Genomic DNA, 13,231 nt, shown 5'->3' with positions numbered 1-13,231 from the left:
CTTCTGAAGAGCTGCCATCGCGAAGGACGGAACGCCCCTGCAGCAGGTCCGGTCGCGGCACCCTCACTTGTGGGAAACAGTCGGCCGCCTGAGCGACGCCATGGACCGGATCGATGAACTCACGGCAGCAGTTGACACCAAGGCGGCGGCCCCAACAGACACGTTGTGAGGCACGCTGTGCGGGGTATTCGAGAACAGGGCCCACGCCGCCCGGGTTCCCTGGCTGAGCTTGCGAAGTCAGGGAGGCGGTGGGGATGGTCGAGTGGGCCTCGCAACAGAAGCCAGCACGGCGTTTACAAAATTTGTTGGCGATTCGCCTAACGTCCTTTCGAACGGTGCCGATAGCCCTTGCTGAGCAGGGATCGCTCGATGCTTGGCCACGGATTGGCCTTTGAACACCACCAGGTGAGGACTTTGTGCTTGAATCCGTGACCTCCGTCGCCTTGGCCAGCGCCATGGACGCGCTTTCCTTGCGCCAACGGACCATCGCCAACAACATCGCGAACGTCAACACGCCCAATTACACGGCCAAGCGCGTCTCCTTCGAGGACCAGTTGGCTGCATCGGTCCGCTCCGGCAACGGCACCGTCAACGCCACCATCTCTCCCTCGGACGAGCCGACCCGCACGGACGGTAACAACGTCAACCTGGACACCGAGACGCTTTCCAACATCGATACCGTGCTGCGGTACCAGTTCGCCGCGAGGGCAGTTGCCGGCGAGTTCACGTCACTTCGCACGGCATTGAGGACCAACTGATGACCTTCGACGCTATCGGAATCGCAGGCTCGGCACTGACGGTCCACCGCAAGTGGCTCGATGCTGTCTCGGACAACCTCGCCAACATGAACAACGCCTCGCGGACGGACGGACAAGTGTTCCGTGCCCGCTACATCGAGGCCGCCGAGGGCAACGACGGCCAAGGCGTGTACGTCAAGAGCACCCCTCTGGGTGATGCGACCGGCAGGATCGTCTACCAGCCGGACCACCCCCTTGCCGACGCCAATGGGAACGTGAAGTACCCGGACATCGACCTGGCCGAACAGATGGGCACCTTGATCGTCGCCCAGCGCGGCTACCAAGCCAACGCGCAAGTGGTGGACCGCGCCCGTGAAACGTACCTGGCAGCACTTGAGATAGGAAAGTCCTGATGGCCCTGGGTCCTGTTGAGAGCGTCCAAGGCGTCAGCGGAACCGGGTATGTGGGCAGTGCCAAGCCAGCCAGTACCGGCGGCGACTTTGGCACGGCCCTGACTGGCGCCGTCGACGATTTGCAGTCCTTGCAGTCGGCCTCCAAGGAACTGGCCGTGTCCGCAGTGACAGGCAACCTGGATGACATCCACAAGGCAACCCTTGCTGCCACGCGCGCCCAAGTGACGTTCGAGCTGGTTGCAGCCGTGCGCAACAAGGGTGTTGACGCGTTCAACGAGATCATGAGGATGCAGGCCTGATGCCACCGGCGATTTCCCAGTTCTTCCGCAAGCTCGGCAGCGGGATGCAGGCGTTCAGCCCTGCCCAGCGCACCCTCGCCATCCTGGGCGTTGCTGTGTTGGTCCTGGGCGGCGTGGCGTTGACCGCCTGGCTGGGAAAGCCCGCCTACTCACCCTTGTTTTCGGGGTTGAAGGACACGGACGCCAACAGCATCGTGGAGCAGCTCCGCAAGGACAACATCCCGTACGAACTGAGCAACGGCGGATCCACCATCCTGGTCCCCGAGGACAAGGTGTACGACGAACGCCTGAAGGCCGCCGCCGCCGGGCTGCCCACGGCCGCTGCCACGGGTTACTCCTTGCTGGACAAACTGGGCGTCACGTCCTCGGAGTTCCAGCAGTCCGTAACGTACAAGCGCGCGCTGGAAGGGGAACTCAGCACCACCATCCAGGCCATGGACGGCGTGAAGTCCGCGGCCGTGCAGCTCGCCATTCCGGAAAAGTCCGTGTTCGTCTCCACCACGCCCGAAGCCACGGCCTCGGTGTTCGTGCAGACCCAGCCGGGCACCACGTTGTCCTCGGACAAGGTCCAAGCCATTGTGCACTTGACCTCCGCGGCGATCGAAAACCTCAAGCCCACCAACGTTTCGGTAGTGGATTCGCAGGGCAACGTGCTCTCCACTGTTGGCGCGGGGGCCACGGGGTCTTCGTCCAAGCAGGCAACGGACTACCAGCAGCGCACCTCGGATGCCGTCCGTTCCGTCCTGGACAGCGTGGTGGGTCCGGGCAACGCCACAGTGGCCGTGGCCGCGGACGTCACCGCGGAATCCGCCCAGCAACGCAGCGAAACCTTCACTCCAGCCACCAACACCCCGGCACTTAGCGAGTCCACCAAGACCGAGAAGTACACGGGTACCGGCGGTGGCGCGTCCGGGGTGCTCGGCCCGGACAACATAGCTGTTCCCGGCGGCACGGCGGCCAATGGTTCCTACGATTCCAGCGACACCACCAAGAACAACGCGGTCAACAAAGTCACCGAGGACCGGACCATCCCGCAGGGTGCCGTCAAGCGCCAGACCATCTCCGTGGCCATCAACCAGTCCGCCGCCGGGGGAGTGAACGTTGACTCCGTCCGCGCTCTGGTGACTGCTGCTGCTGGTATCAACACTGCCCGCGGCGACGTGGTCACAGTGGAGGTCCTGCCGTTCAGCACAGCAGCGGCGGACAAGGCAGCACAAGCACTCGGCACTGCCCAGGCGGATGCCGAGGCTGCCAAGGACGCGGCCCTCATGAACACCCTCATCATGGCCGGAAGCATCCTGCTCGCCGCGATCGCCCTGATCGTGACGGTGCTGATCATCCTCAAGCGCCGCCAGCAACGTGAACCAGTGGACCTCGGCGAACGCCTGGACTACGAGGCACTGCCCGAGGCCATCCCCACGCCTGCCATCGCCGCCGGGCCGCCCACCACGGCAATCGAGCTCACCTCCATCCAGCCCGTAGCCCCGTTGGAGCCCACCCCGGCACTGCCTTTGCCCGGCTCCGAAGCACTCGACGGCGAGCTCAAGCGGGCCCAGATCGAGGCCATGGTGGCGGACAACCCGGCCCGCACCGCGGAGTACTTGCGGGGACTCATGGATGAAAGGCAGTCAGTTTGAGCCTCCCGGAAGCCTCAGCCCTGAACGGGGTGCAGAAGGTGGCGGTGGTGCTCATGCAGATGAGCCCATCGAGTGCTGCGGCCGTCATGGGCCAGTTCTCCGAATCCGAAGCGGAGGACATCGCCGCAGAGATCGTCCGTCTCCGCCGCGTCTCGTCCGTAGTAGCGGACCACGTCATTAACGAGTTCCACGGACTGGCCGTCAGCGGCCGCCGCACCGCCCGCGGCGGCCAGGAATTCGCCGTCGGGCTTCTTGAAGCGTCCTTCGGCGCGGACAAAGCCGCAGGCTTCATGGACCGACTCGCCTCAACCATGGCCGGGAAGTCCTTCGAGTTCCTGGAGATGATGGACCCCGGGCAGATCCTTGCCCTGATCGACGGCGAATTGCCGCAGACCATCGCACTGATCCTGGCCCACTTGCGGCCCGGAAAAGCCTCCGCCGTCATGTCCGGGCTGGGCGACACCCAGCGCATCGAGGTTGCCCGGTGCATCGCGACCATGGGCTCGGCCTCCCCGGAAGCTGTGGGAATCGTGGCCGAAACGCTCAAGGTCCGCGCGGGGGCCGTCATGTCGCAACGGAAAACCAACGAGATCGTGGGTGGCATCCAGCCGTTGGTGGACATCATCAACCGTTCGGACGTCAACACCGAACGCTCCGTGCTGGACGGCCTGGGCACCGTGGATCCGGACCTGGCCACCGAAGTACGGGCACGGATGTTGACGTTCGTGGACATCGTCAAACTGGAACCACGTGACATCCAGCAGATCCTGCGCGGAGTCAGCGCCGATGTGCTGGCCGTCGCCATGAAGGGCGCCCCGCCGGTGGTGCTGGACACGGTCCGCGCCAACATGTCCGGCCGCAACCTGGAGATCCTCGAATCGGAGATGGCCGCTTCCGGTCCGGTCCGGGCCTCGCAGGTGGAAGAGGCACGCGCGGACATCGTCAGGTCCATCCGCGAGCTCGAGGCCGAGGGTGCCATTGTGGTCCGGCGCGGGGACGAGGACGACTTTGTCTACTGAGCCATACACCCGCGTCACGTTCCCGGAACTCCGCACGGAGCAACCTTCCGCGGACCGGGGATTCACCCAGGGCCACGCTGCCGGGTACGCGGCCGGGATGCAGGCCGCGGCAGCAGAACAGCGCCGCCTGCGGGAACAGTTGCTGGCCGAGCACGCAGAAAGGCTCGGCGCCGGGCGCTCGGCTGTTGCGCGTGCCGTCACCGTCCTTGAGGCGGCGGCTTCGGCCGCGCAACGCCGCCAGGAAGTTGCCGTGGGTCAGATTGAGGATGCGCTGGCAGCCGGTGCGTTGGAACTCGCGGAGGCGATCCTCGGCTACGAGCTTGCCCACGGAGAACGGACTGCCCGGGCTGCACTCGATCGCGCGCTCGGGCAGCCTGACGGAACCGTGACGGAGGTTCGCCTGCACCCCGGTGACGTGGCCGCGTTGGAAGCTGCCGGCGTCGTGCCTCCAACCGGTGTTGAACTCAAGGCCGATCCCGCACTCAACCCGGGCGACGCCGTCGGCGACTATCCGTACGGGTGGATCGACGCGCGGCTGGGATCCGCGCTGGACCGGGCGCGGCAGGCGCTGCTGGGCGGCCCGGCGTGAGGGGCCTCGCTGCCGCCGTTGCCGCAGCCGCGCCGCAGCGAGTGGGAACAGTGACGTCCGTGCTGGGGCTCGGGCTGGAAGTTGCCGGACTGGAATGCGCGGTCGGTGAGCTGGTCACGGTGGGCACGGGAGCCGACACCCTCGACGCCGAGGTTGTTGCCTCCGTTCCCGGGGGAGTGCGGTGCATGCCCCTTGGCCGGCTGACGGGCATTGCCGCCGGAGCTCCGGCCCGTGCTGCCGGGAATCCGGTGATGGTTCCTACCGGTGCTGGATTGTTTGGGCGCGTGCTGGATGCGCTCGGCAGGCCGATTGACGGGAAAGGACCCTTGCTCTGCGCCGGCAAGGTGCCGTTGGACCAGGAAGCGCCGAATGCCATGCGCCGGGCCCGCATCGACACCCCGCTCCAAACCGGAGTCCGTGTGCTGGACACCCTCTGTACCCTGGGTCGCGGGCAACGCCTTGGATTGTTCGCCGGGTCCGGCGTGGGCAAGTCCTCGCTGCTGTCCATGGTGGCTCGGGGTACTGACGCCGAGGTCTCCGTGATTGCCCTGGTGGGGGAGCGTGGACGTGAAGTGCGCGAGTTCCTCGAAGACGACCTCGGCGCCGAAGGCCTGGCGCGCTCCGTGGTGGTGGTCGCTACCTCCGACGAACCCGCGCTCATGCGGCTTCGGGCGGCCGTCACGGCAACCCGCATTGCAGAGTCGTTCCGCGAATCGGGGCAGGACGTGGTCCTGATGATGGACTCCCTGACGCGCGTCGCCATGGCGCAACGAGAAATCGGCCTCTCCGCAGGTGAGCCGCCCGCGACACGCGGGTACCCGCCGTCGACCTTTTCCGTGCTGGCGAGGCTCCTGGAACGTGCCGGGACCGCGGAAACCGGCTCCATTACGGGGATCTACACAGTCCTGGTGGACGGCGACGACCACAACGAACCGATCGCCGACGCCGCGCGTTCCATCCTGGACGGCCACGTGGTCCTGGACCGGAAGCTCGCCGTCACCGGGCACTTCCCCTCGGTGGATGTCCTCGGTTCGGTGTCCCGGGTGGCGTCGAAGGTCAACCCGGCTACCCATACTGCGCTGGCTGTCGCCTTGCGGCGCGTCCTCGCTGCCCGACGCGGAGCGCAGGACCTGATCGACGTCGGCGCCTACCGGCACGGCAGCAACCCGCTGGTGGACGCCGCCCTGGACAACGAGGCTGCCATCAACCAGTTCCTGCGCCAGGGGATGGGCATGCCTTCCTCGTTTGGCGAATCCTGGGCGGCTTTGTCCAGGCTGTCTTCCCTTTTTGGCGTGGAAGGAACCACATGAACCGACAATTCTCCCTGGCAGGGCTGCTCAGGCTGCGGCAGGCCGAGCAGAAGGCTGCCGAATCCGGCCTGGCCACGGCGAACTCGCGGTCATCCTCCGTGCGTGAACGGCGGGCCGAAGCCCGTGCAGCCCTGGCGGATTCGTCGGGTTCCGTTGGTTCGCTGGGGGATTCCGGGTCCCTGCTGGCCATAGCCGCCGCGCGTGCTGCCTCGCAAAGCATGCTTGCCGAACTCGATGCCCTGGCTGCTGTTGCTGACGCCGAGGCCGCGGCTGCCCGGGACGAGTACACCGAGGCCCGGCGCCGGGCCGTTGGGTTGGAGAAACTCGAAACCCGCCACGACGCCGCCTTCCTCGCCGCCGAACTCCACGCCGAACAAGGCGCCCTGGACGAGATTGCCTCCGCCGCGTGGCACCGGAAGGCCGGCTCGTGAGCATGGTTGAGGCGCTGGGCCGGATCCAGAGCATTGAGGCGTCCCTGCAGCAGTTGTCCGAGCGTTCGGCTGTTGCCGCTTCGGGTGCCGCACCTGCATCTTCCGCCTCTTCCGCCTCTTTTGCCTCGGTGCTCAGTTCGACGATGGGGACCACCGACGTTTCCGCCCTGCTCTCCGCGGGAAGCACGACGGCGGTCGCCGCAGGAAGCACGACGGCGGTCGCCCCTTCTGCCGCTACCGGCAGCGCCGCCGGGGGAGTCACGGGTGACGCCGTGGTTGCTGCAGCCAAGAAGTACATTGGTGTGCCCTACGTATGGGGTGGGACCAACCCGGCTACGGGAATGGACTGCTCCGGCTTTGTGCAGAGGGTGTTCAAGGACCTGGGCGTTGAATTGCCCCGGGTGGTGAGCGACCAGATGCAGAAAGGCACGCCGGTTGCCTCCCTCGCCGAGGCCAAGCCCGGGGACCTGCTGGTGAGCTACGGCGGCAACCACATCTCCATCTACTTGGGGAATGGCAAGGCCATCGATGCGCCCGTCCCCGGACAGACCATCCAGATCCGCGATGCCTGGGAGAAGTACTCCAACCTGACCTCCATCCGCAGGATCGTCCCGGCTGGGGGTTCGTGATGCAGGTGCTCGGCTGGTCCCCGAAGGGTCCCCTGGCGGGCCTTGCTGGTGGCACGGATGCTTCCGGCGTTGCGGACGGGTCCTTCGATGCCGTCCTGGGCGGGATGCTGGAGACCCCTGGCGCGAGCGAAGGCCCCGGGGCTTTCGGTGGTGCGGGCTCCGGGGGTTCAGGGGTAGCGGGTTCAGGGGTAGCGGGTTCAGGGGTAGGGTCCTCCGAGGCCGCGTCGTCCGAGGCGGCATCCGGGGCTGCTGCATCCGGGGCTCTGTTTGGCCAATTCGTGGGTTCGCTGCAGGGTGTGCCGGGCGCACGGCATGATCCGCAGCGGGGCATCGAACCGGCCTACGATGTTGCGTCGCCCACTGTCCATTTAGACGATCCGCTGTCCATTAGACGACCCCTGTCATCTACTGCGCAGGAAGCCGTCGAAAGGGGCTCGGCTTCGAGCCCCCTGATCGGCGGTGTACCTGGTGCTGTCGGGACAGTCGCCAGCGGTGGACAGGGTGGTGCCGGGAATGCTCGACCGGCCTCCGCGTCGGCGGTGCCTGTTGGTGGGTCCTTGGCCGGTTCAGGCACAGATGCCGTTGAGGTTGCGTGCGGTGGTGTTGCATCGTCTAACGGCCGTTTAGACGACTCACTGTCCATTAGACGACTCCTGCCATCTAATGCGCAGGAAGCCGTCGAAACGGGCTCGGCTTCGAGCCCCCTGTCCGGTACCGGCGTGCCCGTAGCTAGCGGGGCAGGCGTTGGCGGTGGCCAAGGTTTGGCTGCGCTCGCCGGAGTTGTCGAGGGCTCGGGTAAGTCCAGCGGAGTGGGCTCCACACCGGCTGTGTCCGGCGGGTCTGCAGCGGGTTCGGGCACAGATGCAGTTGAGGTTACGTCTGGCCAATTCGTGGCTTCGCTGCAGGGTGTGCCGGGCGCACGGCATGATCGGCAGCGGGGCATCGAATCGGCCTCCGAGGCTGCGTCGTCCACCGTCCACGTAGACGATCCGCTGTCCATTAGACGACTCCTGCCATCTACTGAGCAGGAAGCCGTCGAAGGGGGCTCGGCTTCGAGTCCCCTGACCGGCGGTGTACCTGGTGCTGTCGGGACAGGCGTTGGCAGTGGCCAGGACGCTGCGATCAGTGGGGTGGGCGGAAACTTGGCCGCGGCTGGTGGAGCACCTGTTGCTGGTGGGGCAGGCGTTGGCGGTGGCCAGGGTGCTGCGCTCGGTGGAGTTGTCGAGGGCTCAGGGATGTCCAGTGGAGTGGGCTCCGCGTCGGCGATGCCCGGTGGTGGGTCCTTGGCCGGTTCGGGCTCGGATGCAGTTGAGGTTACGTCTGGCCGATTCGTGGCTTCGCTGCAGGGTGTGCCGGGCGCACGGCATGATCCGCAGCGGGGCATCGAAACGGGCTCGGCTTCGAGCCCCGTGTCCGGTACCGGCGTGCCTGTTGCTGGTGGGACGCCCTCCAAGGCAAACCGGGGTGGTGCTGTGGTTGGCGGGCCGGGGCCGGCGGGTGCCTCTGCGGCACGCTCAGCCGATGGCGGGATGGCCGAGGCGGGCTCCGCATCGGCGGTGCCTGTTGGTGTACCTGGTGCCGGTGTGACAGGCGTTGGCGGTGGCCAAGGTTTTGCTGTGCTCAGTGGGGTGGGCGGAAGCTCGGCCGTGGCTGGTGGAGCACCTGTTACCGGTGGGGCAAGCGTTGGCGGCGGCCAAGGTGATGCTGCGCTCGCTGGAGTTGTCGAGGGGTCAGAGATGTCCAATCGGGTGAGCTCCACGTCGTCGGCTGCTCTGGACCAAGCTGTGCTCGTCCAAGCCACACCGGGCCAAGCCGCACCGGACCAGGCTGTGCTCGTCCAAGCGACACCGGGCCAAGCGGCACCAGGCCAAGCCACACCAGTGCAACCCACGCAGGCCCAGCCCACGCAGCCACCGAACCACCAGCCGCTGCACCAACAACCACCGAATCACCAGCCCCTGAACCACCAGCTGGCCCAACCCCTGTTCGCGCTGGCGTCGGCCAAGCCCGGGGAGCACGTGATGACGCTGCGGGTGTCACCGGAGGATTTGGGGCCGCTGACGGTGCGGGCGCACATCGACCACGCGGGCGTGCGGATCGAGCTGTTCGCCGCGGGGGACGCCGGACGGGAAGCGGTCCGCCACGTGCTGCCGGAACTGCGTCGAGGCCTGGAGGACGCCGGGGCCACACTGAACTTGTCGTCGCAGGACAGCCCGCAGGACAGTCCTCACGACAACCCGCAGGATGCCCCTACGGACAGGGGAGGCCAACGACGCCACGAACCGGCCTTCCAAGCACCGGTGCCCCGAAGCATCGCAACCGGACGTGAACCGGAGCAGCCAAAGCAAGACCCCGAAACCAACCGGCTCGACATCCTCGTCTGACGCAAAGGAGAGAACAGCATGACCGTCCAAGCCATACCCAGCGCAGTACAGGCCACCACCGGCCAAACCGTGCGCAAGCCCGTCCAGACGCTGGATTCCGAGGTCTTCATGCAGTTGCTGGTAACGCAGCTGAGGTACCAGGATCCGAGCGCGCCGATGGACACCAACCAGATGATGAGCCAGTCGGTCCAGTTGTCCATGATGGAGAAAATGACCGAGCTCGCGGCTGGTTCCAAGGAGAGTTTCTCGCTCCAGATGCGCACGGCTGCGGCCCAGATCATCGGGACCACGGTGGACTACGCGCTCGCCGATGGAACCAAGGGATCCGGCGTCGCAACCTCAGTGTCCTTCGCTGACGGAGTTCCGCTGGTCAGCATCGGCGGCAAGAAGGTCCCGCTGGACAACATCACCGGCATCACCGCCGGGACACCCACCGCCGGGACACCCACCGCCTAAACACCCTGAACACAGCACCACACACAGACCCCCGAAGAAAGGCAACACCATGCTCCGTTCGCTCTACTCCGGAATTTCCGGCCTCCGCGCCCACCAGACCATGCTCGACGTCACCGGCAACAACATCGCCAACGTCAACACCACGGGCTTCAAGTCATCGTCCGCGCAGTTCCAGGACACTCTGTCCCAGATGACGCAGGGCGCCGCGGCACCCCAGGAAGGAACGGGCGGCTCCAACCCCGCCCAGGTGGGCCTGGGTGTAAGGGTGGCTGGCGTGAGCACCAACTTTGGACAGGGTTCGTCGCAGAGCACCGGTCGCGGCACGGACCTGATGATTTCGGGCGAGGGCTTCTTCGTCACGGCCAAGGGAACCCAGCAGTTCTACACCCGCGCGGGCAACTTCCAGTTGGATGCGGCGGGCCGTTTGACCACGCCCGACGGCGGCATCCTCCAGGGCTGGTCCGCCACCAATGGCGCGGTGAACGTGGGAGGACTCACTGGTCCAATCACGCTGTCCCCGAACACTACTGCTCCTGCAGTGGCCACCACGGCCGCCTCACTGGGCGGCAACCTGCCGTCGGACGCAGCCGTGGGCACCTCGCTGGAGCGCCAGGTCAAGGTATTCGACGGCAACGGCGCTGAGCGCGCACTCACTCTCACGTTCAGCCGCACGAACACGGGCTGGAGCGTTGCCGGTACTGACGCCAACGGTGCCACGGGATCCGGCGCCCTCGCATTCAGCAATGGTGCTTTGACGTCGGGCGGGACCCTCACGGTGGGCGGGATCAACGTTGATCTCGGCGCAGTCACCGGGTTCGCACAGATGAGCACGCTGACGGTGACGGGCCAGAACGGCGCCGAGGCCGGCAAGCTCGAGTCGTTCACCTTGGCTGCCGACGGTTCCCTGGTGGGCGCCTTCAGCAACGGCAGCACCCAGGTCCTGGCCAAGGTGGCGCTGGCCAAGTTCACCAACGCCGAGGGCCTGGAGAAAGCCGGCGGCTCGTCCTACGTTGCCACGGCCAACTCCGGCGCAGCCCAGCTGGGTGTCCCCGGAGATGCCGGCCTGGGTTCCCTTACCTCGGGTTCGTTGGAGATGTCCAACGTGGACCTGTCCCAGGAGTTCACCAACCTGATCGTGGCCCAGCGCGGCTTCCAGGCGAACGCCCGCATCATCACCACCTCGGATGAGGTCCTGCAGGAACTGAGCAACCTGAAGCGCTAAGCGGCAGCGGAATCCCGCCCCTTTGGTCAACCCGCATGGACCAACAGGGCGGGATCCGCTAACGCTCCGCCCCTCCCGGCCGACAGTAGGGAGTACAGCCGCCCCAAACCAAAGCAGAACAGCCCATGATCGTCGTCACCCGCCTCAACGGCACACGCTTCGCCGTCAATCCGGACATCCTGGAACGGATCCACGAAAGTCCGGATACGCATCTGGTGACTCTCGACGGCGCCGCTTACGTGGTGCGCGAATCGCTGGTTGAGGTGGTGGAGCTGATCGCGGAATACCGTGCGGGCGTGCTGCGACGGGCGCAGGACCTGCCCAGGGTGACGGGGTACCCGCTGAGCCTGGTGCCGCAGCCAACACGGGAGCCGGACGCGGAAGCAGGACCCGAAGACCACACCCCCCGAAACGGAAGGTAGCCCGTGACTATCATCGGCCTGCTGCTCGCCTTTGCCTCCGTGGTGGTCATGGTCACCCTGGAGCACGCCAACCTGATGTCGCTGCTCCTGCCGGCGCCCATGGTGCTGGTTTTCGGGGCAACGATTGCCGTGGGGTTGGCCGGCAACACCCTCCCGGACGTCATCCAGTCCTTCAAGCAGGTCCCCAAGGTCTTCATGGGCAAGCCGGCGAAGGCCAGCGCGAGCATCGATGAACTGGTCCGCTTGGCGGAGAAAGCCCGCACCGAGGGTTTGCTGTCCTTGGAGGAGGAAGCCAACAACGCCAAGGACCCGTTCCTTGCCCGCTCCCTGCAGAACATCGCCGACGGCACGGATGCCGAGGAACTCCGCCTCCTCATGGAGGACGAGATCGATACCCGCATGCGCGCCGACCACGTGGCCTCAAAGTTCTTCGCAGCCTTGGGCGGGTATGCGCCCACCATCGGCATCATCGGCACGGTTGTCTCCCTGACCCACGTGCTGGAGAACCTGTCCTCGCCGGACCATCTGGGCCCGATGATCGCCGCCGCCTTCGTCGCCACCCTTTGGGGCCTGCTCTCGGCCAACTTCATCTGGCTCCCCATCAGCGCCAAGCTCAAGCGCCTCTCCGAGCTTGAGGTGGAGCGGATGAACCTGCTCATGGAGGGCCTGCTCGCGGTGCAGAACGGCACCCAGCCGCTGCTCCTGGCCGAGCGCCTCCGCGCCATGGTTCCGGCGGACCCCAAGTCCAAGTCCAAAGGCAGCAAGGACAAAGCGGACGACGGCGGCAAGACCGGCAAGCTGACAGCGTCCAGGGCCGCATGAGGTCGCGCAGGAAACGCGGGGCGCAACTCGAAGAGCACCACGTGGACGAGCGCTGGATGGCGTCCTACATGGACATGGTCACTGTGCTCATGTGCATGTTCATTGTGCTCTTTGCCATGTCTTCGGTGGACCAGATCAAGTTCGAGAAGCTCCGGAATTCCCTGGCCACGGGCTTCGGGACGGAGATCAGCCAGAAGGTGGACACGGCCAGCGGCGTGGTGGTCCCCGGCGAACTGACTACCTCCAATGGTGAAGGATTCTCCCCACTGGACCTGGCCACGCAGGAGGTCAACAAACTCACTGCGTTGCAGGGAGCCATGCAGACCCAACTCCAATCCCAAGGCCTGGACAAGAACGTGGAATTCGTAGTGGGGGAACGGGGCCTCACGGTGAAACTGGTGGGCTCGCAGACGTTCTTCCAGCCGGACATGCCGGACCTGACGCCGAAGGCCGTGCAGATCCTCACGGCCATTGCGCCAACCGTTGTTGGTTCCGGACTCGAAGTGATGATCGAGGGCCACGCGGCCAAGGGGTACACCGCCTACGCTTCCACGTGGGAACTGTCCGCGGCGAGATCGGTGAACGTCCTCCGGTTCTTCGTGGACCAGTCCGGGATGCCGGCAGCCAAGATCGGGGCTGTCGCCTTCGGCTCGGCACGGCAGGTGACGGACGACTCCACCGAAGAGCTCATGGAACTGAACCGGCGGGTGGACGTGGTGCTGGTGTCGAACCGGCCGGAGGATATCCGCGCGCTCATCCCGCAAGCCATCGAGGCGCAGACGCATGACTCGGCGGCTGCGGCCAAGGCAGCGAAGTAGGCAGGAAACCGGGGGATAAAACAGCCTTACACGCGCAAATTAC

15 protein-coding genes are annotated in these 13,231 nt (G+C 66.1%); all 15 read left to right on the top strand.

What is annotated here, in order from left to right:
- Positions 1-416 precede the first annotated feature (416 nt).
- The 15 genes from ACH488_RS07330 to ACH488_RS07260 all read left to right on the top strand — a co-directional run bounded on the left by ACH488_RS07330 (position 417) and on the right by ACH488_RS07260 (position 13,188).
- Complete coding sequence (locus ACH488_RS07330; RefSeq protein ID WP_397323208.1) at positions 417-758, top strand: flagellar basal body rod protein FlgB; 342 nt, start codon at positions 417-419, stop codon at positions 756-758.
- Entirely contained in the window at positions 758-1,150 is a 393-nt protein-coding gene (locus tag ACH488_RS07325) for a flagellar basal body rod protein FlgC (RefSeq protein WP_397323207.1), read from the top strand. Before ACH488_RS07330 ends, ACH488_RS07325 begins: the two co-directional genes overlap by 1 nt.
- Complete coding sequence (fliE, locus tag ACH488_RS07320; protein WP_397323205.1) at positions 1,150-1,449, top strand: flagellar hook-basal body complex protein FliE; 300 nt, start codon at positions 1,150-1,152, stop codon at positions 1,447-1,449. Before ACH488_RS07325 ends, fliE begins: the two co-directional genes overlap by 1 nt.
- Positions 1,449-3,086, top strand: coding sequence for a flagellar basal-body MS-ring/collar protein FliF (gene fliF / locus ACH488_RS07315; RefSeq protein ID WP_397323203.1), 1,638 nt, complete (start codon positions 1,449-1,451; stop codon positions 3,084-3,086). Before fliE ends, fliF begins: the two co-directional genes overlap by 1 nt.
- On the top strand, positions 3,083-4,105 hold the full coding sequence (gene fliG / locus ACH488_RS07310; protein WP_397323202.1) for a flagellar motor switch protein FliG: 1,023 nt from the start codon (positions 3,083-3,085) through the stop codon (positions 4,103-4,105). Before fliF ends, fliG begins: the two co-directional genes overlap by 4 nt.
- The gene (locus tag ACH488_RS07305) at positions 4,095-4,694 is read left to right on the top strand and encodes a FliH/SctL family protein (RefSeq protein ID WP_397323201.1); all 600 of its coding nucleotides are present in this window, start codon (positions 4,095-4,097) and stop codon (positions 4,692-4,694) included. Before fliG ends, ACH488_RS07305 begins: the two co-directional genes overlap by 11 nt.
- The gene (locus ACH488_RS07300) at positions 4,691-6,004 is read left to right on the top strand and encodes a FliI/YscN family ATPase (RefSeq protein WP_397323200.1); all 1,314 of its coding nucleotides are present in this window, start codon (positions 4,691-4,693) and stop codon (positions 6,002-6,004) included. The genes ACH488_RS07305 and ACH488_RS07300 overlap by 4 nt, the downstream gene beginning before the upstream one ends.
- Positions 6,001-6,435: a flagellar export protein FliJ gene (fliJ, locus tag ACH488_RS07295; RefSeq protein WP_397323198.1), complete on the top strand. Its 435-nt coding sequence runs from the start codon at positions 6,001-6,003 to the stop codon at positions 6,433-6,435. The genes ACH488_RS07300 and fliJ overlap by 4 nt, the downstream gene beginning before the upstream one ends.
- 2 nt (positions 6,436-6,437) lie before the next feature.
- The gene (locus ACH488_RS07290; RefSeq protein WP_397323321.1) at positions 6,438-7,064 is read left to right on the top strand and encodes a C40 family peptidase; all 627 of its coding nucleotides are present in this window, start codon (positions 6,438-6,440) and stop codon (positions 7,062-7,064) included.
- Positions 7,064-9,448 (top strand): flagellar hook-length control protein FliK, encoded by a 2,385-nt coding sequence (locus ACH488_RS07285; RefSeq protein ID WP_397323319.1) that lies wholly within the window; start codon positions 7,064-7,066, stop codon positions 9,446-9,448. The genes ACH488_RS07290 and ACH488_RS07285 overlap by 1 nt, the downstream gene beginning before the upstream one ends.
- A gap of 18 nt (positions 9,449-9,466) precedes the next feature.
- A complete protein-coding gene (locus tag ACH488_RS07280) occupies positions 9,467-9,904 on the top strand; it encodes a flagellar hook capping FlgD N-terminal domain-containing protein (RefSeq protein WP_397323196.1) in 438 nt (145 codons plus the stop codon).
- Between the two features lie 49 nt (positions 9,905-9,953).
- Entirely contained in the window at positions 9,954-11,126 is a 1,173-nt protein-coding gene (locus ACH488_RS07275) for a flagellar hook protein FlgE (RefSeq protein WP_397323194.1), read from the top strand.
- 125 nt (positions 11,127-11,251) lie between these two features.
- On the top strand, positions 11,252-11,548 hold the full coding sequence (locus ACH488_RS07270) for a flagellar FlbD family protein (protein ID WP_397323193.1): 297 nt from the start codon (positions 11,252-11,254) through the stop codon (positions 11,546-11,548).
- A 48-nt stretch (positions 11,549-11,596) separates the two neighbouring features.
- On the top strand, positions 11,597-12,370 hold the full coding sequence (locus ACH488_RS07265) for a motility protein A (protein ID WP_397323318.1): 774 nt from the start codon (positions 11,597-11,599) through the stop codon (positions 12,368-12,370).
- Positions 12,367-13,188, top strand: coding sequence for a flagellar motor protein MotB (locus ACH488_RS07260; RefSeq protein WP_397323192.1), 822 nt, complete (start codon positions 12,367-12,369; stop codon positions 13,186-13,188). The genes ACH488_RS07265 and ACH488_RS07260 overlap by 4 nt, the downstream gene beginning before the upstream one ends.
- Positions 13,189-13,231: the final 43 nt, after the last annotated feature.

The organism is Paenarthrobacter sp. NPDC018779 (assembly GCF_044391085.1).
In the GTDB taxonomy this organism is placed as follows: Bacteria; Actinomycetota; Actinomycetes; order Actinomycetales; family Micrococcaceae; genus Arthrobacter.
Note: the sequence above shows the minus strand (reverse complement) of the source record. Positions and strands in the feature narration are given on the sequence as shown.

Bases quoted from the DNA above. Each gene is read 5' to 3' on its own strand.
- ACH488_RS07280 (WP_397323196.1), top strand. From the start codon at position 9,467: ATGACCGTCCAAGCCATACCCAGCGCAGTACAGGCCACCACCGGCCAA.
- fliF (WP_397323203.1), top strand. From the start codon at position 1,449: ATGCCACCGGCGATTTCCCAGTTCTTCCGCAAGCTCGGCAGCGGGATG.
- ACH488_RS07270 (WP_397323193.1), top strand. From the start codon at position 11,252: ATGATCGTCGTCACCCGCCTCAACGGCACACGCTTCGCCGTCAATCCG.
- fliJ (WP_397323198.1), top strand. From the start codon at position 6,001: ATGAACCGACAATTCTCCCTGGCAGGGCTGCTCAGGCTGCGGCAGGCC.
- ACH488_RS07275 (WP_397323194.1), top strand. From the start codon at position 9,954: ATGCTCCGTTCGCTCTACTCCGGAATTTCCGGCCTCCGCGCCCACCAG.
- ACH488_RS07290 (WP_397323321.1), top strand. From the start codon at position 6,438: ATGGTTGAGGCGCTGGGCCGGATCCAGAGCATTGAGGCGTCCCTGCAG.
- fliE (WP_397323205.1), top strand. From the start codon at position 1,150: ATGGCCCTGGGTCCTGTTGAGAGCGTCCAAGGCGTCAGCGGAACCGGG.
- ACH488_RS07265 (WP_397323318.1), top strand. From the start codon at position 11,597: ATGGTCACCCTGGAGCACGCCAACCTGATGTCGCTGCTCCTGCCGGCG.
- ACH488_RS07260 (WP_397323192.1), top strand. From the start codon at position 12,367: ATGAGGTCGCGCAGGAAACGCGGGGCGCAACTCGAAGAGCACCACGTG.
- ACH488_RS07325 (WP_397323207.1), top strand. From the start codon at position 758: ATGACCTTCGACGCTATCGGAATCGCAGGCTCGGCACTGACGGTCCAC.
- ACH488_RS07285 (WP_397323319.1), top strand. From the start codon at position 7,064: ATGCAGGTGCTCGGCTGGTCCCCGAAGGGTCCCCTGGCGGGCCTTGCT.